Source organism: Mucilaginibacter sp. KACC 22773 (genome assembly GCF_028736215.1).
GTDB lineage: Bacteria > Bacteroidota > Bacteroidia > Sphingobacteriales > Sphingobacteriaceae > Mucilaginibacter.
The window spans coordinates 6,327,101-6,348,697 of record NZ_CP117883.1 but is presented as its reverse complement, the minus strand read 5'-3'; the positions used below and the strand labels follow the sequence as shown (position 1 = coordinate 6,348,697).

Annotated in this window: 20 protein-coding genes; 6 read left to right on the top strand and 14 right to left on the bottom strand. The window is 43.4% G+C overall.

The genetic code is table 11. The annotated features are described in order from the left end of the window. Nucleotides 1-85: 85 nt before the first annotated feature. Both PQ469_RS26350 and PQ469_RS26345 read right to left on the bottom strand, forming a co-directional pair. Nucleotides 86-739, bottom strand: coding sequence for a DUF2306 domain-containing protein (locus PQ469_RS26350; RefSeq protein ID WP_274210342.1), 654 nt, complete (start codon nt 737-739; stop codon nt 86-88). After that, the gene (locus tag PQ469_RS26345; protein WP_274210341.1) at nt 736-2,661 is read right to left on the bottom strand and encodes a WG repeat-containing protein; all 1,926 of its coding nucleotides are present in this window, start codon (nt 2,659-2,661) and stop codon (nt 736-738) included. Before PQ469_RS26345 ends, PQ469_RS26350 begins: the two co-directional genes overlap by 4 nt. Before the next feature lie 186 nt (nt 2,662-2,847). Here PQ469_RS26345 and PQ469_RS26340 point away from each other — a divergent pair, with 186 nt between their 5' ends. Further along, the gene (locus PQ469_RS26340; RefSeq protein WP_090470236.1) at nt 2,848-3,393 is read left to right on the top strand and encodes a peroxiredoxin; all 546 of its coding nucleotides are present in this window, start codon (nt 2,848-2,850) and stop codon (nt 3,391-3,393) included. 267 nt (nt 3,394-3,660) lie between these two features. Continuing rightward, nucleotides 3,661-4,245 (top strand): carboxymuconolactone decarboxylase family protein, encoded by a 585-nt coding sequence (locus tag PQ469_RS26335; RefSeq protein WP_274210340.1) that lies wholly within the window; start codon nt 3,661-3,663, stop codon nt 4,243-4,245. Nucleotides 4,246-4,510: 265 nt separating this feature from the next. Here the strand turns inward: PQ469_RS26335 and PQ469_RS26330 are convergent, their stop codons facing one another. The 4 genes from PQ469_RS26330 to PQ469_RS26315 are packed head-to-tail and all read right to left on the bottom strand — an operon-like array spanning nt 4,511 to nt 9,152. Continuing rightward, nucleotides 4,511-6,061: a DHA2 family efflux MFS transporter permease subunit gene (locus PQ469_RS26330; protein WP_274210339.1), complete on the bottom strand. Its 1,551-nt coding sequence runs from the start codon at nt 6,059-6,061 to the stop codon at nt 4,511-4,513. A gap of 1 nt (nt 6,062) precedes the next feature. Then, the gene (locus PQ469_RS26325; protein ID WP_274210338.1) at nt 6,063-7,127 is read right to left on the bottom strand and encodes an HlyD family secretion protein; all 1,065 of its coding nucleotides are present in this window, start codon (nt 7,125-7,127) and stop codon (nt 6,063-6,065) included. A 20-nt stretch (nt 7,128-7,147) separates the two neighbouring features. Beyond that, entirely contained in the window at nt 7,148-8,521 is a 1,374-nt protein-coding gene (locus tag PQ469_RS26320) for a TolC family protein (RefSeq protein WP_274210337.1), read from the bottom strand. Next, nucleotides 8,505-9,152, bottom strand: a complete 648-nt coding sequence (locus tag PQ469_RS26315) for a TetR/AcrR family transcriptional regulator (RefSeq protein WP_090640624.1) — start codon at nt 9,150-9,152, stop codon at nt 8,505-8,507. Before PQ469_RS26315 ends, PQ469_RS26320 begins: the two co-directional genes overlap by 17 nt. Nucleotides 9,153-9,434: 282 nt before the next feature. Between PQ469_RS26315 and PQ469_RS26310 the strand changes: the two genes are divergently transcribed. Further along, nucleotides 9,435-9,605, top strand: a complete 171-nt coding sequence (locus PQ469_RS26310; RefSeq protein WP_274210336.1) for a hypothetical protein — start codon at nt 9,435-9,437, stop codon at nt 9,603-9,605. A gap of 9 nt (nt 9,606-9,614) precedes the next feature. On the opposite strand, the gene PQ469_RS26305 is transcribed toward PQ469_RS26310, so the two are convergent. Further along, nucleotides 9,615-10,412, bottom strand: a complete 798-nt coding sequence (locus tag PQ469_RS26305; protein ID WP_274210335.1) for an NIPSNAP family protein — start codon at nt 10,410-10,412, stop codon at nt 9,615-9,617. A 182-nt stretch (nt 10,413-10,594) separates the two neighbouring features. Here PQ469_RS26305 and dinB point away from each other — a divergent pair, with 182 nt between their 5' ends. Beyond that, the gene (dinB, locus tag PQ469_RS26300) at nt 10,595-11,716 is read left to right on the top strand and encodes a DNA polymerase IV (RefSeq protein ID WP_274210334.1); all 1,122 of its coding nucleotides are present in this window, start codon (nt 10,595-10,597) and stop codon (nt 11,714-11,716) included. Between the two features lie 46 nt (nt 11,717-11,762). Here the strand turns inward: dinB and PQ469_RS26295 are convergent, their stop codons facing one another. From PQ469_RS26295 to PQ469_RS26285, 3 genes are all read right to left on the bottom strand, one after another. Next, a complete protein-coding gene (locus tag PQ469_RS26295; RefSeq protein WP_274210333.1) occupies nt 11,763-12,653 on the bottom strand; it encodes a hypothetical protein in 891 nt (296 codons plus the stop codon). 52 nt (nt 12,654-12,705) lie between these two features. Continuing rightward, entirely contained in the window at nt 12,706-13,935 is a 1,230-nt protein-coding gene (locus PQ469_RS26290) for a family 16 glycosylhydrolase (RefSeq protein ID WP_274210332.1), read from the bottom strand. Nucleotides 13,936-14,226: 291 nt separating this feature from the next. After that, nucleotides 14,227-16,101: a glycoside hydrolase family 30 beta sandwich domain-containing protein gene (locus PQ469_RS26285; RefSeq protein WP_274210331.1), complete on the bottom strand. Its 1,875-nt coding sequence runs from the start codon at nt 16,099-16,101 to the stop codon at nt 14,227-14,229. A 557-nt stretch (nt 16,102-16,658) separates the two neighbouring features. Between PQ469_RS26285 and PQ469_RS26280 the strand changes: the two genes are divergently transcribed. Then, the gene (locus PQ469_RS26280) at nt 16,659-17,177 is read left to right on the top strand and encodes a GtrA family protein (protein ID WP_274210330.1); all 519 of its coding nucleotides are present in this window, start codon (nt 16,659-16,661) and stop codon (nt 17,175-17,177) included. A gap of 8 nt (nt 17,178-17,185) precedes the next feature. Here the strand turns inward: PQ469_RS26280 and PQ469_RS26275 are convergent, their stop codons facing one another. Genes PQ469_RS26275 through PQ469_RS26265 form a run of 3 tightly spaced genes read right to left on the bottom strand, consistent with a single transcriptional unit; the run spans nt 17,186 to nt 19,550 of the window. Further along, nucleotides 17,186-17,860 (bottom strand): carotenoid biosynthesis protein, encoded by a 675-nt coding sequence (locus PQ469_RS26275; protein WP_274210329.1) that lies wholly within the window; start codon nt 17,858-17,860, stop codon nt 17,186-17,188. Continuing rightward, nucleotides 17,839-18,927, bottom strand: coding sequence for a glycosyltransferase family 2 protein (locus PQ469_RS26270; RefSeq protein WP_274210328.1), 1,089 nt, complete (start codon nt 18,925-18,927; stop codon nt 17,839-17,841). Before PQ469_RS26270 ends, PQ469_RS26275 begins: the two co-directional genes overlap by 22 nt. A gap of 2 nt (nt 18,928-18,929) precedes the next feature. Beyond that, nucleotides 18,930-19,550, bottom strand: coding sequence for a 1-acyl-sn-glycerol-3-phosphate acyltransferase (locus PQ469_RS26265; RefSeq protein ID WP_274210327.1), 621 nt, complete (start codon nt 19,548-19,550; stop codon nt 18,930-18,932). 332 nt (nt 19,551-19,882) lie between these two features. Between PQ469_RS26265 and PQ469_RS26260 the strand changes: the two genes are divergently transcribed. Beyond that, entirely contained in the window at nt 19,883-20,428 is a 546-nt protein-coding gene (locus PQ469_RS26260; protein WP_274210326.1) for a YciE/YciF ferroxidase family protein, read from the top strand. Between the two features lie 78 nt (nt 20,429-20,506). Here PQ469_RS26260 and PQ469_RS26255 read toward each other — a convergent pair whose 3' ends face one another. Further along, complete coding sequence (locus PQ469_RS26255) at nt 20,507-21,550, bottom strand: hypothetical protein (RefSeq protein ID WP_274210325.1); 1,044 nt, start codon at nt 21,548-21,550, stop codon at nt 20,507-20,509. Nucleotides 21,551-21,597 lie beyond the last annotated feature (47 nt).

The following is a 21,597-nucleotide window of genomic DNA, read 5'->3' as shown; positions in this document are numbered from 1 at the left end:
CGAAGCCCCCTAACCCCCTGAAGGGGGAACAACAGCGGACAAGCAAAAAACAGAAAGGCCTGGTGCGAAACGCCAGGCCTTTCTGCTAATCAAAAAGCTCCCCCTTCATGGGGTTAGGGGGCTGGGGCTTCGCTTCTTTTAGATTAATCATTTCCACCAACACTAAATTTGGCACCCAGCTTAAAAAAGCGATAATGATATAATTATTATCGAAGTTTACGCCGTTGCCAAAAACGTGGAAAAGCAGGATATAAAAGCGCAAGGTTACTGCCCCCAAAGCAAGGCCGTAGCTGCGTCGCATCATTTTAACGTGCTCGTTTACATTGCCTTTTTTTATCAGCGTGAAAGCCAATATGGTTGATAATACCCAAAGCGTATTTTGTACCAGGAACGATATAAAAACGCCTGTGCCCCGGCCAACAAACAGGGTCATCACGTAGGCCCCGGGCGCGGCTATAAACAATACGCCAATGATATATATTTTCCCTAATACCTTATGTAGCCGCCGGTTGGTATATACTGTTTTTGAAAACTGGAAAAAGCCAACCAGTAACATAATGCTGCTGGCAAAAATATGGCAATAAAATGCCGGCATGTACCAGCCTGTTTTAATAGCTGCCTGTTTAAAACCCAAAAAGAAAGCATGATTATGCGCAAAACTCTCATAAAAGGTACCCAGGCTTAAAATGGCTATCCATATAAAAGCAAAGTATCTTAATAGCCTTGCGGTAATACTCATCTGGCAGTTAAAGCATTAATCTTTTTTATGTTTAATGGCTTTTCGTTTAGCTTGTTGTTAATAAATGCGATGTTGTATTTATCGATAACAGTAAGCGAATCATCAACATTTGCATTCTTTGTTGTATCGGCCGACTGGAAGCGGTACTCGAAAACATCGTTCCATTTTGGATTTTTGAACCTGTATTTATAAGAAGCGAAAATCTCATTTTTCATGTATTGCAGCATGGATTTATTTACATGATCAATGGTCGTCTCCTTTGATGATTCTCCGTACGGCCCTACTCTTATCGTGTAACAGCCATGAAGGTACGAATCATCCAGCTTAATAAATTGCGTAGGGAACAGCCTGCTCGATTTTAAGGCGACCAGTTTGCCGCTTTTAAGTTGCAAGTAGTAATAATACGGCCCTTCCACTATGGCCTCATTTCCGCCCAACAGAGATTGTTCGAGGTTAGACGTCGTCTTAAACTCGAAGAGTGAATCGTTGATTGCTTTAGTTGAACTTTCATTGCAAGTTTTAGAAAGCGAAGCATATCCCTCTCCCTCGCCTAAGTCGATACCTGCGCTAAAGCCTGATATCCGGTTGTGTTTTTTATCAACTACCAAAACATTTTTACTGGTGTAAAGGCCGCCCCGTCCGCCCAAATAGTCATTTACAATGGTATAATAAGCACTTTGAAGCCAGTTGTCGTCATCGCCTTTTTTATCGGTATCAAATGCAATATCTATTGACCGGCTGCCTCCTTCCTCTTCATCGCTATTTGCAGGCCCCTTCCTTAACGGATTCGGAAAATCGATAACCTTTGGCAGTATCTGAAGGTCGGCAAGGTACGATGGTGAAATTACCAGCGATGTGTTATAATCGCGTGAATTATATTCCATTACATTTTTTGAGCTTTTGTCAGATAGTGTGTACGAATCGCCGAAGGTTTTTATTTGCGGCACAATATCGGCTATTTTAAAATCGGCTATTTTATCTGATAGCGTGGTATCCGCCTTCAGGTAAAAATAATCCTCTCCATTTTTTAAAACTGCTAAATTCTCTCCTGTTTTCAGGGGATATACTTCATCATAAATTGCAGGCACAGTTAGTTTACCATATAAGTTATAAAAACCCTTTTTATCGTCCTTTTCAACCTCGATCAGGCCGTCGATGGTACCACTAATGTTATGTATCAGATCATATTCGGCAGGAATTATCTCTTTTAGTCCCGGGTCAACAAGACCCATTTTGTAGTCGGCATCTTCGGATTTTCTGTCACTATCATATAAAAGGCCATTAGGCAATTTGCCCTTTATCACATAGTAAAAGGTTTTGCTATTAACATGATCAAACCATATTACACTATCGTACTTCGTTTTTAACTTTTCGGCCGTTTTGAAGGCGGCAAGTGTAATAGCACTATAAATATCTTTTTCGGGCGTAATTTTGTTATATACTTTTGCCTGGTAGGTCACATAATCCTTCACAAAGCCAAGCGCATTTACCTGGGTTATTTTGTAGTTTTTGTCATCCATTTTATGGATGGTAAACGTTAAGGTCGATTTTTCTTCCGGCAGATTAGCATTCTTAAAAGTGGCAGCTATCGTTGCAGTAGCAAACTCGGGATTTGTCAATTTTATCAGGGCATCTTCGGTATTTAAACTCACCGTAAAAATGGGCTTCTCCTTACCGCCGGTATTGGTTTTATTGGTAAGTACGCTTAACAATACCCTTACCAGTTTACTTTTTTGATTGTCTTCAAAATAAGCGCTGGCCGAATCAATGTTGCCGGCTTTTATTTGCGCGTTAAAAGCATTCAAAAACTGCGTTATTTCGCCCTTCTCGGGTTTGCTCAGGTATTTGCCCCGGATAAATAAAAAGCTGCAAATCAGCAGCACAACAATCGCAATTATGATCAGAATAGGTTTGGTTTTCATGATACCAATATAGATATTTTAATCTGATGCTAAAATATTTGTTAATCGGGCAGATTTAACTACGGAACGCCCTTTTAGATAATGTTAAACTAAACTATCAATAAAATCTATAGAGTATAGATTTTTAGAATGGAAGGCTGACTTTTAAATCAGTATATTTGCATAAATAATAATAAAAAGACACTTATGTTAACGATAGGACAAAAATTCCCCCAGTTTTCTAAAACGGCCGTAGTTAGCCTTGAAAAAGGTAAAGAGTTTGAAACACTTACTTCTGAGTATTTGGTGAATGACGATAACGTTTGGACAGTAATGTTCTGGTGGCCAAAAGATTTCACTTTTGTATGCCCAACTGAAATTGCTGAGTTCAATAAAAACTATGGCGAGTTCCGCGACCGCGAAACCCGTTTAATTGGTGCTTCTACCGATTCGGAATTTGTACACGCTGCCTGGAGACGCGATCATGACGACCTGCGCGATTTAAAATTCCCGATGCTTGCCGATACTTCAAAATCATTGGCCGAAGACTTGGGCATATTAGAGCCAACCGAAAAAATCGCTTACCGTGCTACCTTCATCATCGATCCTACCGGCATTATCCGTTGGGTATCTGTTAACGATTTAAGCGTAGGCCGTAACGTTAAAGAAGTTTTACGTGTACTGGATGGTTTACAAACCGACGAACTTTGCCCATGTAACTGGGAAAAAGGCCAGGAAACACTTACTGTTTAATTCCCCCTACAACATATGTTCCCCGTACAGTTAATTATTGTGCGGGGATTTTTTATAGGCTGAAAGAAGCTGAAAGCTTAAGCGTAAAGCCTAAAGCTAAAATTGACCGTCAAAAAACAGACCGTCATTGCGAGGTACGAAGCAATCCTGAACTATGTGGGACTTAGCATGTTGGGGATTGCTTCGTACCTCGCAATGACGACACGGATTAAATTCGCTTTAAAGCTTTAAGCCCCGGCTTTTTACTTTAAGCATAAAACAAACACCATGAACGAAAGTACCGAAGTGATCCAGGAAATACTGGAAAGTATAGGATTAGATAAAGATTACCGGACCACCAGCCTTACCCTGTTAGAAAAAGGAGAATCGCGCTATTTACGTGATTTGAAGCTGAATTTTACCAGCACACTTACATCGGCCCATTTAACGGCTAAAGAATGCGCCTTATTGGGCTTAAGCATTGCGGTTAATAACAACAACACGCCGCTTACCAGCTACTTTACCAAATACGCCGAAATACAGGAAGCTACCGCTGCCGAAATTGGCGAGGCTGTGGGCTGCGCCTCATTGTTGGCCTCAAACAATGTATTTTACAGGTTTAGGCATTTTACGCAAAAGGAAAAATACACCCAGATTCCGGCCCGCATCCGCATGCAGCTGATGATGAAGCCGGTTACCGGGAAAGAGTTTTTTGAGCTGATGAGCCTGGCGGTTTCGGCTGTAAATGGTTGCGAAATGTGCGTAAATGCTCATGAAGATTCGCTGATAAAATTAGCAACTACCGAGGAGCGCATTTTTGATGCTGTACGTATAGCATCGTTGGTTACCGCTACCGGCAAGGTTATTTTTTAGCCATCAACAATATATGAGCATAAAAAAAGCATGAGATTTAAAAATTTCATGCTTTTTTCATAAATAACAGTTTATTACTTAATAAAATTTGCGTTTGTTAATTAAAAACTTCTAAATTTATGCCTAAGATTAAACAAACCTCGATTACACTTATTTTTTATTGAAAATCAATTGTATCTCGGGGAGAGTTATTAAATTTTAATTGTTAATTTTTTTTGGGGAAAGCCGTTCCAGGTAATAGTGGAACGGCTTTTATCGTATCAGATTAATGCGCGTCTACCGGCATTTTGGCGTTTGATTTCTTGAATGGCTGCAGATATAGCAACGGGATTGAAAATAACATTACCAGGCCCGATATCCAGTAAGCATCATCATAGGTTAATAACAATACCTGCTTGGTCAAAGCCCCTTCAATAGCGCCATAAGCCATACGTGTAGCATCAATTAACGAGTGCCCTTTGGACATAAAGTTGTGTAACGAGGCATTAAACCGCTCAATAAATGCCGGGTTGGTTGCCGTAATATTTGTTAACAGGTTGTTACGGTGTACGCCCTGGCGCACGTGTATAATGGTAGTTAGTGTAGCGATACCAAAAGAACCGCCCAGTTGACGCATCATGTTGTTTAAGCCTGTGCCCTGTCCTACCTCGGGCCCTTTCAGGTCGGCAATAGCCAGGGTAGTTAAGGGTACAAATAACAAGGCCATACCTACGCCCCTGATCATTAATGGCAAAAAGAAATTAGATGGGCCCATTGCCATTGTGGAGTTGCTGAGCATTGTGGTAAATACAAAGAACAGGAACATACCGGCGGTAGCCATAAACTGTGCCGGAATACCCTTATTGAGCATTTTACCAATAAAGGGCATCATTACAATGGTACACAACCCACCGGGGAAAAGAATTTCGCCTGTTTGCTGCGCTGTAAAACCTAACAAATTCTGACAAAATACCGGGAACACGAACACAGAGCCATATAACCCAAACCCAAGCACAAAAGATGTAAACATCCCAACCGCAAAGCTTCGGTGCCTTAATATTGCAAAATTTACTATCGGGTAGTTGATACTCATCTCGCGCCATATAAACAGGATCAACCCTAATATTGCAGTGATTGTTAATACCGTAATGTAGGGTGTTGCAAACCAGTCTTCCGATTCACCTTTCTCCAAAATCGTTTGCAAGCTACCTACGGCTATGGCCAGTAAGCCAATACCCCACCAGTCAACGGGTTTCCCTTTTTCGTCTTTAGGCGTTTCGCGTACAAAGGTGTAGGCAAAAAACGCTGCCAGGGCACCAACCGGGATATTTACGTAAAATATCCACCTCCACGAAGAGTGGTCGGTAATATAACCACCAATGGTAGGCCCTACAGTTGGCCCAACTACCGCACCTAAACCAAACAGCGCCGTAGCTGTACCTATTTGCTCACGTGGCCATGTTTCAATTAATATGGCCTGTGATGTTGATATTAACCCGCCACCCGCAATACCTTGCAATATCCGGAACATAACCAGCTCATTAAGGTTTGTAGCATTACCGCATAAAAACGAGGCAACAGTAAACACTATGATAGAGGTTATGAAATAGTTCTTTCGCCCGAACCTGCTTCCCAGCCATCCCGACATAGGGAGCACAATTACGTTTGCTACAGCGTAACCCGTAACTACCCAGGCAATATCTTCAAGGGTAGCACCAAGGTTACCCTGTATATCGGGCAGGGATACGTTCACAATCGTGGTATCAATAAGCTCCAGCAATGAAGCTATGATAACCGTGATGGTGATGATCCATTTTTTAAAGCCTGTTTCAGCCATTTTATTCTCCTTTAATTACAGAAACTTTTACGCTCATACCTGGGCGCAATTTGTCAAGTACGTCTTTTGAGGCGTTTAATTTAATTTTAACAGGTACACGTTGTACTACTTTTACAAAGTTACCGGTAGCATTATCTGGCGGCAGTAATGAAAATTTGGCGCCGGTTGCCGGGCTAAAGTTGTAAACTGTACCTTCTACTTTCATATCAGGGTAGGCATCAACCTCAACATCAACCTTCTGGCCGTTTTTCATATCATTCAGCTGTGTTTCTTTAAAGTTGGCAGTTATAAATAAACTGTTATCATTTACAATGCTAAACAAGGTTTGCCCTGCCTGTACCAACTGGCCTAGCTGTACGCTTTTTTTGGCGGCTAATCCGCTCGATGGCGCCTTTATGGTGGTATAGCTTAACTGCAGTTTGGCATAGTCAATATCAACTTGTTTTTGGGTTACGCCGGTGTTGGTAACTTTTAACTGGCTGCGGGTGGTGCCAATTTGCTCAACCGCTGCTTTGTATTGGTCTTGAGATGCCCTAAGGTTAGCTTTTGCCACATCCAGATCGGCCTTGGCCTGGTCAAATTGTTGCTGTGTTACCGATCCATCCTTTATCAGGTTGGCATAACGTGCATAATCTTTCTGCACTTTATCTAAACGGGCCGCATTTGATTCAACCTGCGCCCTTGCACTTGATGAATTTGCCTGCGTAGCATAAATCTGCGATTGGTTAACATTGATGCCCGCACTTGCGCCAACCTGTGCTGCCTGTGCCTGCTCTAATTTTATTTTGTAATCGTGGTCGTCTATTTTTACCAAAGTTTGGCCAGCAGTAACGTGGCTGTTTTCTTCAAAATAAATAGAATCAACGTATCCGCCTACGCGGGCTACTACCGGGCTTATATCGCCATCAATCTGGGCGTCATCTGTATCGATGTGTTTGCCGTAGTATATGTATTCTTTGATACCGAAAATGATACCACCAACAAGCAATACACCTAATATGATAGGGATAACTTTATTTGGTTTCTTTTTTGGTTCCTGTTCCTGAGTTTCTTGTGCCTGTGCCATCTTATTATCTGGTTTAAGTATTATTTGTTGTTAATTTTTCCTGTTGATTTTAGTAAAGTATAGTAAGCCAGGCCTGCATCGGCTTTAGCCAGTTCAAGGTTTATCTGCGCCTGGTAAAGCAATGTTTCGGCATCGGCCCTATCGGTAGCTGATGCTATATTACTTTTGTATTTTGATTCGAGGATCTTATTATTTTCGCCCGCTTGCTCAATCGAAGTTTGTAAAAGCTTAATTTTATCCAAAGCCATTGTCCAGTTTTGGTAATTCTGGTTCACTTCGTTTTTAATGCGGTCAACCGTAATGCTTTTGTTTATGGTTACCTGCTCGCGCTGAATTTTAGCCTCGGTAACCTTGTTTTTGTTTGTCCACAGGTTGCCAAAGTTCCAGGAAAGGGTTAAGCCAACTGATATTGGAGTAATAAACTGCCCGCTTTTAGGAATCGGGTTCGAGTTTACATCAACATAATAGGCGCTTCCTGATGCCGCTAAAGTTGGCAATGTGTTGGCCTTTATGTTTTTGATGCTGGTTTCGGCAACTTTGCCATGCAAGTCTGCCTGCTGCAATTCAACACGGCTTACATAAGCCGAATCAAGGTAGTTGCTTAAAGGAGCAACAGGCCTGTCAGCCTCGGTTATCTGATCTATATTAAGCTGGGTACCTTCGGGCAAGCCTAACAAAACATTCAGGCTATAGTTGATGATACGGCGATTGGTTTCCAGGTCGATGCCATTCAGCTCGACATTTGAGCGTTGCAGCTGAAACCGTAACACATCATTTTTGGTAACCAAGCCCTGCTCAAAAAACCTTTGCGATTGTTTGATCTGCGCATCAATAGTAGTTAAATTTTGCGCTACTACTTTTTTGCTTTGCAATACTTTATATAGGTTATAGTATGAGTTGATGATATCGTAGGTGATCTGGTCTTTATCATTAACCACGTCCAAACGGGCAACCTGTGTAAGTAAATCTGTCGATTCGCGGGCATATTTGTATTTGCCACCGGCATAAAGCACTTCGCTTAACGATAGTATGCCTAAGTAAGCATCGGCCCTGTTGGGTAAATTAAAGCTGCTTTCGCCAAGCGAAAGCTTATTGGCAGGTATTTCGGCATGGTTGTAACCGTAGCTCACTTTACCGGTTGGCAAAGCCTGGTCTTTAGCCTGGTTGTATTGCGATACCGCCTGGTCAATTTTGGCCTGCGATAATTTTAATACCTTGCTGTTATCAAGGCCCAGCTTAATGGCCTCGTCTAAAGTGATAGTGCGGTCCTGGGCAGCAGCTGTTCCTGCAAACAGCAAACCTGATACCGCCAGGGCGGTACCATACCTCCAAAACGCGCTAACTGTATGTTTCAACAGTTTAAGGTGGTTGGTTTTATTATTTTGAGTTGTCATGTTCATTTACTAAATAAGCTTTTAAAAGTCTTTTCATATATGCTTTAATCCTGGGCTTCAGCTCTTCTTCCATAAATTTTTCATCGCGAACATCATGGCCTAATATCAGGGATGATAACTGCGGCATATTGATGACGTAATTTTTGGTGCCGAATATGGTTGCTATCACCATCGGAACATCAATGTCTTTATAAAAGCTGCCATTATTAACGCCCTCTTCAATTATCTTCCTGATCTCGACAACATTTACCATCAATATTTCGATGATCTTATCGGTAAGCCCCCAGCGTTTGTTCATCGATATTTCGCGGCTGATGAGCTTTTGAAAGCAGTTGTTCACAATAATGCGCTCTACATAATTGTCAATACATTTATCAAGCTTGCACCACGCGGTCATGCTGTCGTCATTACCTATATTTTGAAGCAGTGTGCGGAACGACGAGATCTTACGCTCAAAGATTGCCAGGAAAAGACCTTCCTTTGAACCGAAATAGTAATTGAGCATAGCCATATTCACACCGGCCTCGCCCGAAATTGTCCGGGTAGAAGCCCCATCAAATCCATAGTCGGCAAACACGCGTTCGGCGACGTCAAGAATGTGGTCTTTTTTGTCTATTTTATCTTTGTCCATTGTTTTAACGGCACAAAATTAATCAAACGATTGATTAGTCAAAGAAGGTTAGGGCTAAATTGTTAATCGATTGATTAATGATTACTATCGAATGACAAAATTGTTTTTAAAGTAGTTAAAAATTTTGAAAGTGGCAATTATATGTTTAAACTGTTATGTGTTTAGCAATCGCCTAAGTAAGGGATTGACTAATTGGGGGTATTTATAAAAACAAATTCTAAATTAGAGAATATTAATCTTCGGTCAACAAATAAAACCGTCAAATATCAAAGATGCCCAATCATGAATTGCATTAATAAAATAAATCCCGAGTGGGTGCCGTCAGCTTATAAAGCGACAGCATTAAGCAATTCCCCAACAATTAAGGGCTATACCACGCCAAAGCAGTCATCAATAAAGCCCCTGGTAAGACGCACACCTGAACATTTAAAAAAGAAAACCAGCAGCAAATAACTTATTGCCTTATATCTGCGAATAAGTTGTTGGCGTTAGCAGCGTTGATGTTATTTTGCTTACCAGCAGGGCATCTGCATATTCGGGTACGCTGCTTATTTTTTTCCATTGAGCGTCGCTGCCAAAGGCTTTCCAATGGGCATCTTTAGCGGCCAGGTCATCAAAGGTGATCATGTACGTTAGGTTGGGCCTCAGGGGACCAATCACAGTTTCGCCCCAGAAAACCGGGTTAAAGCCAAGGCGTCTAAAAATATCTATTTCGCCCTGGCCGGTAAACATTTCTATCTTTTTTTTACCGGCAGCTTCGCTTGCGCTTTGGTATTGGCGTAATTCAAAAATACGCGGCTTCTTTTCGGAGGCAGTAGTGAGGGCAGTATCGGGAAATGCTTTTAAAAGGGAGCTTTCTATACGGTCATAAGCAGGCGCAGTGACAGGCGCATTAAGGTAAGCAGCGGCTTTGGCAATATAGTCTTTATCGCCGCTGATCAGCTTTTGAACCCTATCAATTTGGGAGGGAGAAACATAAGGGATAAGTACAAATACTTTAGTTTGCCCTTCGGGCTTTAGCTCGGTAAATACACCGGCCCGTTTGATGGTATGACGATTTAACGCTGGTATTAATGCATTTTGCAAATAATCTTCCACCAAATTTTGCTGGCTTGCGTCTTTTAAATTATAAACCCGGAGTTCATAATATTCTTCTATCGGTACTTCGGTATGCATGGCATTGGCGTTGCTTACAGCGGGTAAAACGGTTGCAGTTACAGCACCCATTAGGGTTGATTTTACAAAAGAGCGTCTTTTCATGAAGGTATAATTGAATGTTTAAAGATAGTATTAATCCTCGTTCTTAACTTAAAAACTATCTGAGTTATAAAATTGAGTCCGTCGGCCTGCCGCCAACTCAGGCAGCAACAAGACCAGTAAAAATTACTATTTGCTATATTTACATTTGGAATACCTCTGTATAACCGCCCACAAAAGTATCCATGCAAAACCAACCCACACAAATCATCCGCAAAATTATCCATATTGATATGGATGCATTTTACGCATCGGTTGAGCAGCGGGATTTTCCGGAGTACAGGGGCAAGCCGCTCGTCGTAGGCGGTTTACCTCAAGGGCGTGGTGGGGTAGTTGCTACGGCAAGTTACGAGGCGCGTAAGTTTGGGGTGCGCTCGGCAATGTCGTCCAAAAGGGCATTACAGCTATGCCCCGATGCCCTGTTTGTTCGGCCGCGGTTTGCCGCATATAAAGAGGTTTCGCAACATATCAGGGAGATCTTCAGCCGTTATACCGACCTGATTGAACCCTTATCTTTAGATGAAGCCTACCTCGACGTTACCAACGATAAGCTCAACATCGGCTCGGCAATTGACATAGCCAAACAAATAAAACAAGCAATAAAGGATGAACTTAACCTTACGGCATCCGCCGGTGTATCCATCAATAAATTTGTAGCCAAAATTGCTTCGGACATTAACAAGCCCGATGGGTTGAAGTTTATTGGCCCATCAAGCATAGAAAGCTTTATGGAGCAATTGCCGGTAGAAAAGTTTTTTGGTGTAGGCAAAGTTACGGCTCAGAAAATGAAGCAGATGGGCCTCCATACCGGCGCCGACCTTAAAAAACTAACCGAGGACGAAATGGTACGGCATTTTGGCAAGCCCGGCCGCTTTTACTACCAGATAGTACGGGGCATTGATAATCGGGAAGTACAACCCCACCGCGAAACCAAATCGTTAGGTGCAGAGGACACTTTCGCTTATGACCTTACCACCCTGCCCGAAATGGAAGCCGAATTGGATAAAATTGCACAGGTGGTTCACAATCGTTTGCTTAAATATGAACTAAAAGGCCGCACGCTCACCCTCAAAGTAAAATACAGCGATTTTAAACAAATCACCCGAAACCAATCATTTACCACGGCTTTTAATGATTTGGAGACGATATGCAATACGGCAAAACAATTGATGGCAGCCACCAATCCAAACGACAATACCCGCATCCGGTTGCTGGGGATTTCGCTATCGAATTTTGGTGATATTGTGCCGAAACAACGGGAAGAAAAGGAAGCCGGGCCAGGCGATCAGCTTGCACTGCAGCTGTAAGTTTTACATTATCTGCGCCATACTCCGGCATACCGTTGATGCACTTTTACCAGCCCAAACTCACACCTCCGGATACCCCGAAGCCAACCCGAGACACACCATTCAATTGAGTTTTGTCAATTTGGCCGTTATTGAGGTAAAGCTGGTCGGTTCCGTTGCCGGTTTGCCAGGTAAAATAGCTGCCGCCAATTTGGATAGCGACGTGATTGGTGACGTCATAACTCAACTTTCCACCCGCTTCTACCCCGTAACCATTTGCATGGTGGCGATAACTCACCGGGTGCTGAAAACTGGTGATCAAATTCCAGTTGCCGTTGCTGTTGTAACTTACCTGGTGATAGGTAACATCGGCCTTGAACTTTAATTTTGGAACGATGATTACAGATGAAATTACTTTTAAAAAACCGCCCTTCCATTGAGGTGAATAGGAACTGTTCAAATCCGGGAACATGCCGTCCCGGTCGAGCAGGCGGAGAGCTTCTTTACTTTCGCCGTAACCAATATAAGGTGTTATGCTAAAACGATATTTATTAAAAATAATATACCCCGCACCCAGGTTCCATAAACTGGCGCTGCCTTTATTGGCGTTGAAGGTTTGGTTGTAGGTATTGTTGCTGCGGTTATCGGCCCCATAATCGCTATCGTTTACCGTGCCGGAGGATATGAACTGCCGGGAGTAATCGCCATAAACGACGAATTTTTTCCAAAAGTTATAGCTTACAGATGCGGCTACATTTTGCCCGCCAACGTTCATCCATTTAAGTTCTGAAAGTACATTGGGGTTTTGGCCGCTGATATTGCCGGATATTGACCACCGAAAATTTTCCTGCAAGTAACCCGTACCAACATCAACCTGCAGTTTGTTTGCTACCTGTTGCGCATGAACCAGGCAGGCGCTTATCATCAGCATAAAATAAAAGCTTGTAAACTTTTTCATCAGGTAAAAAATGGCCTGCCCCACGCAAAGGAACAGGCCAATATAAATTTAACTATTGATTTACGCCAAAAGCTTCCCAGCCCGCTGCTGTTGTACGGGTACAGGTCATGGCTTGTGTGCCATTTTCGCTCGAAATAAATTTGCCATTATTGCCTCTCAGGGTAACCTTCCCATCAGAGGTGGTTATCCAGTCGAATTTTTCCCAATCGCCAATGGTGGTGCGGTTGCAGGTAATGGCCTGGGTGCCGTTTTCGCTCGATACATATTTACCCATGCTTTGCAGGGCAACTTTGCCGCCGCCTGCATCCACAACGGTAAAAGTTTCCCAGGCCTGGGCGGTTGCACGGTTACACCACATGGCCTGCGTACCATTCTCGCCGCTTACGTATTGGTTGTTAAACCCTTTCAGGGTGATGTTTGAACCAATTGGGGGCGATGTACTGCTGCCCGATAGGTTGTATACCCGTACATAATCAACCACCATATTGCAGGGCAAAGCGCCATCATTAATAGTATTGCCCGGCAAATCGCCGCCTATGGCCAGGTTAAGAATGATGAAGAAGGGGTTATGGAAAGCACCGGTATTGTTGATGTTGCCGGCAATATTCCCGGTAACATACAGCGTATTATCTACATACCATTTGATAGAATTGGTATCCCACTCTACCGCGTAGGTATGGAAACCTGTTGGCGTAGTGGTGGTACTGCCGCCATACTGAACGTGCCCGTTATTATACCAGTGCATGGTGCCCAATATGGTATTGGAGGTGTTAACCTGTTCCATAATGTCAATTTCGCCGCATTGAGGCCATCCAACTCCGGGGGTATTTATATTGGCGCCCAGCATCCAGAAAGCGGGCCAGGTACCTTGCACTGCAGGCAGTTTAATACTGGCTTCAATACGACCGTATGTTGGCTGAAACTTACCGGCAGTAGTCAGCTTAGCCGAGGTATAGGGCTGGCCGCCCACGGTTTCTTTACGGGCGGTAATAGTTAAAAAACCGCCGGATACAGTAGCGTTTGCCGACTGATAATATTCCTTCTCGTTATTAACATTGGGGTTCCCATTGTCGATATTCCAGTTGGCGGTGTTAACGCTGGTACCGTTAAATTCATCGCTCCATACAAGGGTTGCCGCCCTGGGGGTGGTGGTTTGGTTGGTTTGGGAAGCCGCTACGGTAGCAGGTGTTTGCCTGTTGGCATCCTTTTTACAGGAGATGGCTAAAGCAGCCAGGGCAACTATTGCTAAAGCGCCCTTTTTTAAGTTTTGAATTGATTTCATAAGATTGGTATTTGTGTTATAATTGATTGCGTAATTAAAATATTCGCTTGAACGCTGGCTACTACTCACCCCGGCTACGCTACGCTGGCCGACCCTCTCTCCGGCTTACGCCGCAAAGAGGGTAAAACTCAGTTTTATTTTTTTCGCCCCTCTATGCGACGCAGTCGGAGAGAGGGGCAGACGGGCGTAGCCTCGTCGGGGTGAGTCGAATCGCCGACATGCGATATATCTCATTGTTCCTTGGAATCCCCTGGTTTACAACCCAGAATGACAGAAGCTCTTAAATAGCACCTACTGGTTCACCCCAAAAGCTTCCCAGCCCGATATGGCTGCACGGTTACAGGTCATGGGCTGGGTGCCGTTTTCGCTGGATACGTACTTGCTGTTATTGCCCTTGAGCGATATTTTGCCATCGGCGTTAACCACCCAGTCAAATTTTTCCCAATCGCCAATAGAGGTTCGGTTACAGGTGATGGCTTGCGTACCGTTTTCGCTGGATACGTACTTGCCCATGCCTTGCAGGGCTATTTTACCGGCGCCGGCATCAACCACGGTAAATTGTTCCCATGCCGATGCCGTTGGGCGGTTGCAGTTCATGGCAGCGGTGCCATTCTCGCTGCTTACATACTGGTTGTTAATGCCCTTCAGGGTAATAACAGAGCCAATTGGCGCACCCGATGAACCGTTTGATTGTGTGCCGCTCCATTTAAAAGTGGCCACTGCGCCTGCAGCTAATGAGTAAGTAAATGATTCGGCACCCCATTTTACTTTGAAGCTAACCGCAGATGAGCCGGTATTTAGCGCGATAAGCACTTTGCTGCCATCCGAATTTTTAAAGGCCACATCTTGTATACTGCCGGATACATTTGATGAAATACGAACAGCCCCCGGCCGTACAAAACGTGCCGCGTGGCCAATAATGTAATAGCCTACGTTGCGGGTTATTGATGTTCCGCTTACGGTAATGGCGCCCAGGCAGGTACTGCAGCCACCTGCTGTATGCGGGTTATAGTTAACATCGGCCGCCAGGTTCCATTCCAAAACATTGCGGCTCCAATTGCGGGTAGCGCCAATAATCAGGTTATTGACGTGCCATGACAAGTCGCCGCCAAAATTGCTTGGCGCGCCAACCCACTGCTCGGTGAAGTACACGTTTTTGTTAGGGTAGGCATTGTGTACATCGGTTAAAGAAGCAATTGAACCGGCGTATAAATGAAATGCCGATCCATCAACATAGGGGTTGGCACCGCCGTCGGCTAAAACGGCCTCCGGATAGTCAATCCTATCGGTATTATGGTCATAAGCGATGATCTTGGTAGCAAAACCGGCCGCCCTTATTTGCGGACCAAGGTTGTTTTTTATAAAAGTAGCTTCCTCGCTGGCCTGCATTACCATACTTGGGTTGTTGTATGGGTTAAGCGGCTCGTTTTGCGGCGTAATGGCGTCAATAGTAATACCCTGCGCCTGCATGGCCTGCAGGTATTTTACAAAATAGCGGGCATAGGCGTCGTAGTACGCCGTGTTTAAGCTGCCGCCGGTATAGCCGTTGTTGCCGGTTGTGTTAACCTTCATCCAGGTGGGCGCGGTCCAGGGCGTAGCAATAATTTTGATGGATGGATTGATGGCGATGATCTTCTTTAGTATCGGCAGCATATCGGTGTTTTCCTGGCTGATGCTGAAACTGTTCATGTTTACATCGCCGGCCACCTGGTCGTAAGTAAAATCGCTCGAGCTTAAGTCAGATGCGCCGATGCTGATGCGTAGATAACTGATGCCTATCTGCCCGGTTGCCGTACCAAAAAGCTCGCTTAAAACGGCAGCCTGGTTGCCGCCCAGGCCGTTTAATAAACTGGCGCTGCCGCCGGTTAGGGTAAACCCGAAGCCATCAATGCCCTGGTAAGTGGTGTTTTCGTCAACAGTTACGGTGGTGGCGTTGGTGCCTGCATCGGCAGCAAAATTGAAGCTGGCCTGTGCCTGCAACAGTTTTGACTGATCGGACGTGGTTACCCAGGCATTTACCACCTCATTTGCGGCGCGGGCCACTGTTTCTGCGCTTTGTTGTGCTTTGGCTTCGCCGGTATTGGCATCCTTTTTACAGGAAAACAGCAAGGCCGCGGGTAGCAGGGTGAGGGCTGCAAGCCGCTTTAAATTGTAGTTGATGTTCATAAAAATTTATTATTTGGTTTAATTGATTGCACAAAAAATCCATGGCAAAAAGCCGGTAACGCATTGCTAAATCGCTTTACTTGTTTAACTAATGTTTAAAATAGCATTGGTTAAATGTTGGCAAAACAGCATTGTTCAAAATAGTTTTCCAGGAATTACAGGCTTATGTATGGTTTATAATTACAAATCAAATTTAGGCGATTTAAAATGTAATAAGCAAATAAAATTTACATAAATAGCTGATATATAGTATATTATATCGATTTTGATACGCTTGTATCACATGGGGGATAAATTAAAAATGCAGGTTTAAGCCTTGCTTTGAGGGATTTTGAAAACGTTAAAAATAATTATGATACGCTTGCGTCGCAGTTAATTTTAACGAAAAAAAGCGGCGGCAATGCCTTGGTTTGATGGATGGACTATGAGTGGGAGAGGGGTTTAAAGCAAATAGGCTGAAAACGCGGACATATTTAACCTGCCTGCCAGTTGTTAACGCAGGCCGGCTGCATAGTTAACCCTACTTTATTTTAATTATTTTACCTTTGCCATTATCTATGAGAAAGGTACACGATTTTATAAGGCGGACTATTTTTAACATTATCGATCTGTTTTATAAACCCTTTAAAAAATGGATGCCCTTACATACCTTCCGTTACGCGGCATGTGGCGGGGGCAACGTGGTGTTTGATATTACGCTGTTTTCATTTTGTTATAATTTCATTTTTAAAAAGCAAAACCTGCACATCGGGGCGTATACTTTAAGTCCGCACATTGCGTCGCTGGCTTTATCTTTCAGCATATCTTTTTGTACGGGGTTTTACCTGAACAGGTATATCGTTTTTAAAGAATCGGGCCTGAGCAAAAGAGGGCAGCTTTCGCGGTTTATTATAGTGAATGCCATTTGTATCCTGCTGAATGTAATTTTTCTTAAGGTACTTGTTGACTGGCTGGGCATTTATCCAACTCCATCAAAAATTATAGCTACTGTATTTATAGCCTGTTTCAGCTATTTTAGCCAGACACATTTTTTCTTCAAGGCTAAAAAAACGTTGCCTGATGGCGGTAAATTTTAACTACCCTATCAATTCACCAGGCCCAAGATCATAAAAAACACAAATTCCATTAACAGTAAAACAGGGGCCGCTTTACTTTGAGGAGGGAATTTGAACTTCTCGAACATAAAAAGCATCAGCCCGCTTACAGCAAACCAGCAGAAGTAATTTTTTATGGGGATAGCGCCGTCCGTCCAATGCCAGTAATCAAAATGGATGGCCACGGGTTCAATTAATATATCAAGCAAAACAAGCAACAATGCGCCAACCAAAATGCGGGCATAAACATCTTTTACCCGGCTGCGCTGCATGAGCACGCCGGTGGCATAAATAAGCAAAAACCAGTTTACACCAATCATCAGCGGAACGTTGAATAACTTAATACCAAGTGTTTTGCCATACGTGTAGCTGCCAAACAGCCAGCTGGTGTGTACCCCTATCAACTCGGCGCTAAAGCCCAGCATAAACAGCAGTAATGCAAACAACCCGAATTTGGCATCGGGGCGGTTATGGCTCCAGATGATAACAGCCGCCATGAGCAATAAATGCCAGGGCACGATATCCAGAAATACGGTGTCGATACCCGGCAGGTTAAACCCGATGATGCCAACTGTGTGAAAAAGTATTATAATTATAATGGCAATGCGCTCTGTTTTTAGGCTGCCGGTTGATAATTGCGTGTTCAAATCCTCCGACCCTTCCATACGGTAGTTTTGGTGAGGTGTTTTTGGATGGATATGAAAGCGATGAACATCATGTTTGTCATTTGCAGCGGGTGCAATAATACATTATATAAAGCATTTTGCCCCGACTCCAGCGAGATCATAATGCGGGTAAGGATAATAAGGCCGCACATGAACATGATAAGCGGCAGGTTCAGCGTCATGAACAACAACAACGGGAAAATAATAACCAGCAGCAGGTACATTAAAAAGCCCGGGATGCTATAATTGAATGCGGCTAAAAAATTTTTGCTGAAACCGGCTATAGCCTCGTTATAACTTTTGTACATGCGGCAGCTAATCATGCCGTTGGCCAGCAGGGCCTCGCCATTATAAGCTTTGGTTTTTATAAGCCGCATAATTTCTACATCCTCTACCACTTTACCCTTTACTGCTTTATGCCATTGCTGCTGATGATAAATAGCGGCGTCGAACAGCATAAACTGCCCGCTGGCTGCAGCAACAGAAGGGTTTTTTACCAACGATATCAAGCGTATAGGTAACAGGTTCAGTAAAATAAAATGCATCAGCGGCACTACCAGTTTCTCGCCGGTGGTTTGCATTTCCTGGTTGGCAAACAAGCTTAGCAGGCCCAGTTTGCCCGTATGCATGCGGTGTACGGCGCTATTAATTAAACCGGGCTGCACCTGCTCATCAGCATCCAGGAAAAGCAGGTAATCGCCATCGGCCTGCAAGGCAAGCTGGTGGCATGCAAAATTTTTACCTATCCAGCCAGCGGGGAGTTCCTCACCTTTAATAACCTTAAATTGGGGGTGCGCCTTTGTGAATTTTTCACACACTGCGTAAGTATCATCGGTTGAGCCATCATCAAGTACCAGTACCTCGTAATGCTGATAATCCTGCCGGCTGATGGATTGCAGCAGCGTAAGTATATTGCCGCCCTCGTTACGGGCGGGTACCAGGATGGATACCTTATTGGTGTAATGTTTCCCTACCCGCCGCAATTTAGGGTCGGATATAAAGTTGAACAGCGTAACCGTAAAGCGCAGGACGATGAAAAAAAGGGTGATTAATATAATTACTGTCACTGTTATATATCAAATTCGGTTTGAAGCAGCTTTGAGCTACTGTAATGTTGCTGATAAGCTTCTTTTAACGCTGTTATACCCGTATAGTTGTTGTTATCGCTTTTTAAGTAAACGGTAGCGGTGCTCTTTTTGTGTTTAAAGTACTGAATAAATGTTGAAGCAAAAACCAGCTGGTATTTGCCATATGCTTTTTTCATGATCCGGAAAACGCCTTTGTCAAAACGAACATCTTCTACATAATTTGAAAACAGCTTTCCCTGTGGAAAGATGAGCACCAGGTTTTGCGGATCGTCCAAAAGGCGGGCAGCATAATCAAGCGACTCGATGATATCCCTTGATTTTTTGTTGATCGAAAAAGCACCCGCAAATTTAAGATAATGCAGCATATGCACCGTTTTTTCTTCTACCATTACATGGTATTGCTTTTTTAATAGCTTTTGGGTTACGCAATACAATATCAGCCCATCCCAAAAACTAAAATGATTGGCTATCAGCAGCACCGATTTGTTTTTATCAACTTCAATATTGTTAAACAGTACTTCATGAAACTGCCGCGCCACAATCCACTTTACATAATAATGGATAATGCGGTTTATCAAAATATTCTTTTTATTGTAAATCATGAAGCGGTAAGATAATCAACATATACAACAAATTGAACGAGTTTTGAGCCAAAAGTCATGGGGGTGAGCTAATCTTGCGCCGGGGCTTACAATAATCAGGCTTAGGCGCAACATTAAAAGCCTTGAAAAAGCATTACGTAATTCCCGGGGCTTTGTATCGGGCATGTGGTACTATTTTGGATACACCAATAAGTTTCAAAACAATACAACACATGATACCAAACAAGCGATTATTCATCAAATATTTCATAATAATTAATATTATTGATAAATAAATAAACTTGGCATTGCCTTTGTATTTAAGTTTTTACATAACTTAAAAAACATTTACCATGGCAACTACCAAAACAAAGGCTCCTGAACAAACATTGGATGTACAGGACTCGGCATTGAACGAACTGTTTATTGATGAATTGAAAGACATTTATTGGGCCGAAAAACATTTAACCAAAGCTTTACCCAAAATGGCAAAAGCGGCAACATCTGATAAATTGCGCGCCGCGATTGAAAATCACTTAAGCGAAACCGAAAGGCAAATTATCCGCCTGGAAGATGCTTTTGCATCGATAGACGAAAAAGCCGTAGCTGTAAAATGCGAGGCGATGGCCGGTTTAATTAAAGAGGGCGAAGAAATTATTGCCGAAACAGAAAAAGGCAGCATGACCCGCGATGCCGGAATTATTTCGGCTGCTCAAAAAATTGAGCATTACGAAATTGCATCTTACGGTACGCTCAAAACTTTGGCTACTGTGCTGGGCTACAGCGAAGCTGCCGAGCTTTTAGATTCTACCTTACAGGAAGAAAAAAACTGCGACAGCCTGCTTACCCAAATAGCCGAAGCGGGTATTAACCAACAATCAAAAACCGAGAAAGCATAAAAAGCTTTTTGCCCGATAAACCCAAACGCCATTGCCTTACATAGCAATGGCGTTTGGGTTTTTTAATGAAGTGTGCGCTTAATTAAAAGGCAGGTAAGCCAAAATGGCAACCTGTTTTTTGCTGTTATTAGCATCGGTAACAATTAAAGCGCCTTTGCGGTAAAGCGTTAGCCCTTCCCAGTTGTTCCTGTAACCGTCAAACGTGGCCACTTCTTCCCATTGTGTGCTTTGCGGGCTTTTTAGTGTTACAATACGGGCAAATGTGTGCCTGGTTAAATAGGCGGCGTCTTTATCAAGGCTATCCTTCAGGCTGGGGATGGCTTTTTTGATATTGCTTTCCTGGTGGTTTAGCTTATCGTTGTCCAGGTAGTATTTATAGTCGCCATTATAAAAGTAATTTACGCCGAATAGCTGATCTGTGCCGGTGGCCGTTACATCGGTTATCCTGAAATAAAGTTGCGGCGTTTTCACAACCCCGGCAGGTTTGGTAAATGAGGTATCTATCAAATATCCCTGCCCGCCGTTGGGCATGCCATTGTATTCATAATAAGCCAGCAGCTTTTTTTCTTTGGGCAACCAGGTAACCGCTTCAAAGCCGGCGTTGTAAATCGGTTCGGGCCTTTTAAGGCTGATGATGTGTTCCGGATCAACCACCACCTGGTTATTTGCAAGGTCGAGCTTAGCCTTAAGCAGATAGCAGTTTTGTGCTTTATCATCAGTTTCTATCGATAAAAACACGGTATTGTTTACAATGCTGATAGCTTCAAAACCCTCGTAATCATCGCCTATGCTATCGGGCAGTTTATCCAGGTTAACCACCTTAAGGCTTTTATAGGCCGATAGCGCAGTATCCTTGCCATCCACCACCCGGCCAATACTATCGGCAAGCAGGCTGTAAATTAAAAACTCGCCTTTCAGGTTAGCTTTTTTAATGAGCGTTTTATGATCGCCATATTGCGGCAGCAGGTAAACCCTGCCGGCATAAGTACACATGCCCGAATATTCTTCGCCAACACCACTGATGGCTACAGGCAGCGGGATGTTTTTATATTGGGTTTGACTGTAAGATGCCGTGCATAAAAACAAAGCCGCGGCGAACAGTAAAAAGATCTTTCTATACATATCGGTACAAAGCTACAAATAGTTGCGGGGTTCGGGGTTCGGGGAAT

What these genes read in the sequence shown, in the direction of transcription:
- PQ469_RS26350 (WP_274210342.1), bottom strand. Translation starts at nt 739, where the DNA reads ATGAGTATTACCGCAAGGCTATTAAGATACTTTGCTTTTATATGGATA.
- PQ469_RS26345 (WP_274210341.1), bottom strand. Translation starts at nt 2,661, where the DNA reads ATGAAAACCAAACCTATTCTGATCATAATTGCGATTGTTGTGCTGCTG.
- PQ469_RS26340 (WP_090470236.1), top strand. Translation starts at nt 2,848, where the DNA reads ATGTTAACGATAGGACAAAAATTCCCCCAGTTTTCTAAAACGGCCGTA.
- PQ469_RS26335 (WP_274210340.1), top strand. Translation starts at nt 3,661, where the DNA reads ATGAACGAAAGTACCGAAGTGATCCAGGAAATACTGGAAAGTATAGGA.
- PQ469_RS26330 (WP_274210339.1), bottom strand. Translation starts at nt 6,061, where the DNA reads ATGGCTGAAACAGGCTTTAAAAAATGGATCATCACCATCACGGTTATC.
- PQ469_RS26325 (WP_274210338.1), bottom strand. Translation starts at nt 7,127, where the DNA reads ATGGCACAGGCACAAGAAACTCAGGAACAGGAACCAAAAAAGAAACCA.
- PQ469_RS26320 (WP_274210337.1), bottom strand. Translation starts at nt 8,521, where the DNA reads ATGACAACTCAAAATAATAAAACCAACCACCTTAAACTGTTGAAACAT.
- PQ469_RS26315 (WP_090640624.1), bottom strand. Translation starts at nt 9,152, where the DNA reads ATGGACAAAGATAAAATAGACAAAAAAGACCACATTCTTGACGTCGCC.
- PQ469_RS26310 (WP_274210336.1), top strand. Translation starts at nt 9,435, where the DNA reads ATGAATTGCATTAATAAAATAAATCCCGAGTGGGTGCCGTCAGCTTAT.
- PQ469_RS26305 (WP_274210335.1), bottom strand. Translation starts at nt 10,412, where the DNA reads ATGAAAAGACGCTCTTTTGTAAAATCAACCCTAATGGGTGCTGTAACT.
- dinB (WP_274210334.1), top strand. Translation starts at nt 10,595, where the DNA reads ATGCAAAACCAACCCACACAAATCATCCGCAAAATTATCCATATTGAT.
- PQ469_RS26295 (WP_274210333.1), bottom strand. Translation starts at nt 12,653, where the DNA reads ATGAAAAAGTTTACAAGCTTTTATTTTATGCTGATGATAAGCGCCTGC.
- PQ469_RS26290 (WP_274210332.1), bottom strand. Translation starts at nt 13,935, where the DNA reads ATGAAATCAATTCAAAACTTAAAAAAGGGCGCTTTAGCAATAGTTGCC.
- PQ469_RS26285 (WP_274210331.1), bottom strand. Translation starts at nt 16,101, where the DNA reads ATGAACATCAACTACAATTTAAAGCGGCTTGCAGCCCTCACCCTGCTA.
- PQ469_RS26280 (WP_274210330.1), top strand. Translation starts at nt 16,659, where the DNA reads ATGAGAAAGGTACACGATTTTATAAGGCGGACTATTTTTAACATTATC.
- PQ469_RS26275 (WP_274210329.1), bottom strand. Translation starts at nt 17,860, where the DNA reads ATGGAAGGGTCGGAGGATTTGAACACGCAATTATCAACCGGCAGCCTA.
- PQ469_RS26265 (WP_274210327.1), bottom strand. Translation starts at nt 19,550, where the DNA reads ATGATTTACAATAAAAAGAATATTTTGATAAACCGCATTATCCATTAT.
- PQ469_RS26260 (WP_274210326.1), top strand. Translation starts at nt 19,883, where the DNA reads ATGGCAACTACCAAAACAAAGGCTCCTGAACAAACATTGGATGTACAG.
- PQ469_RS26255 (WP_274210325.1), bottom strand. Translation starts at nt 21,550, where the DNA reads ATGTATAGAAAGATCTTTTTACTGTTCGCCGCGGCTTTGTTTTTATGC.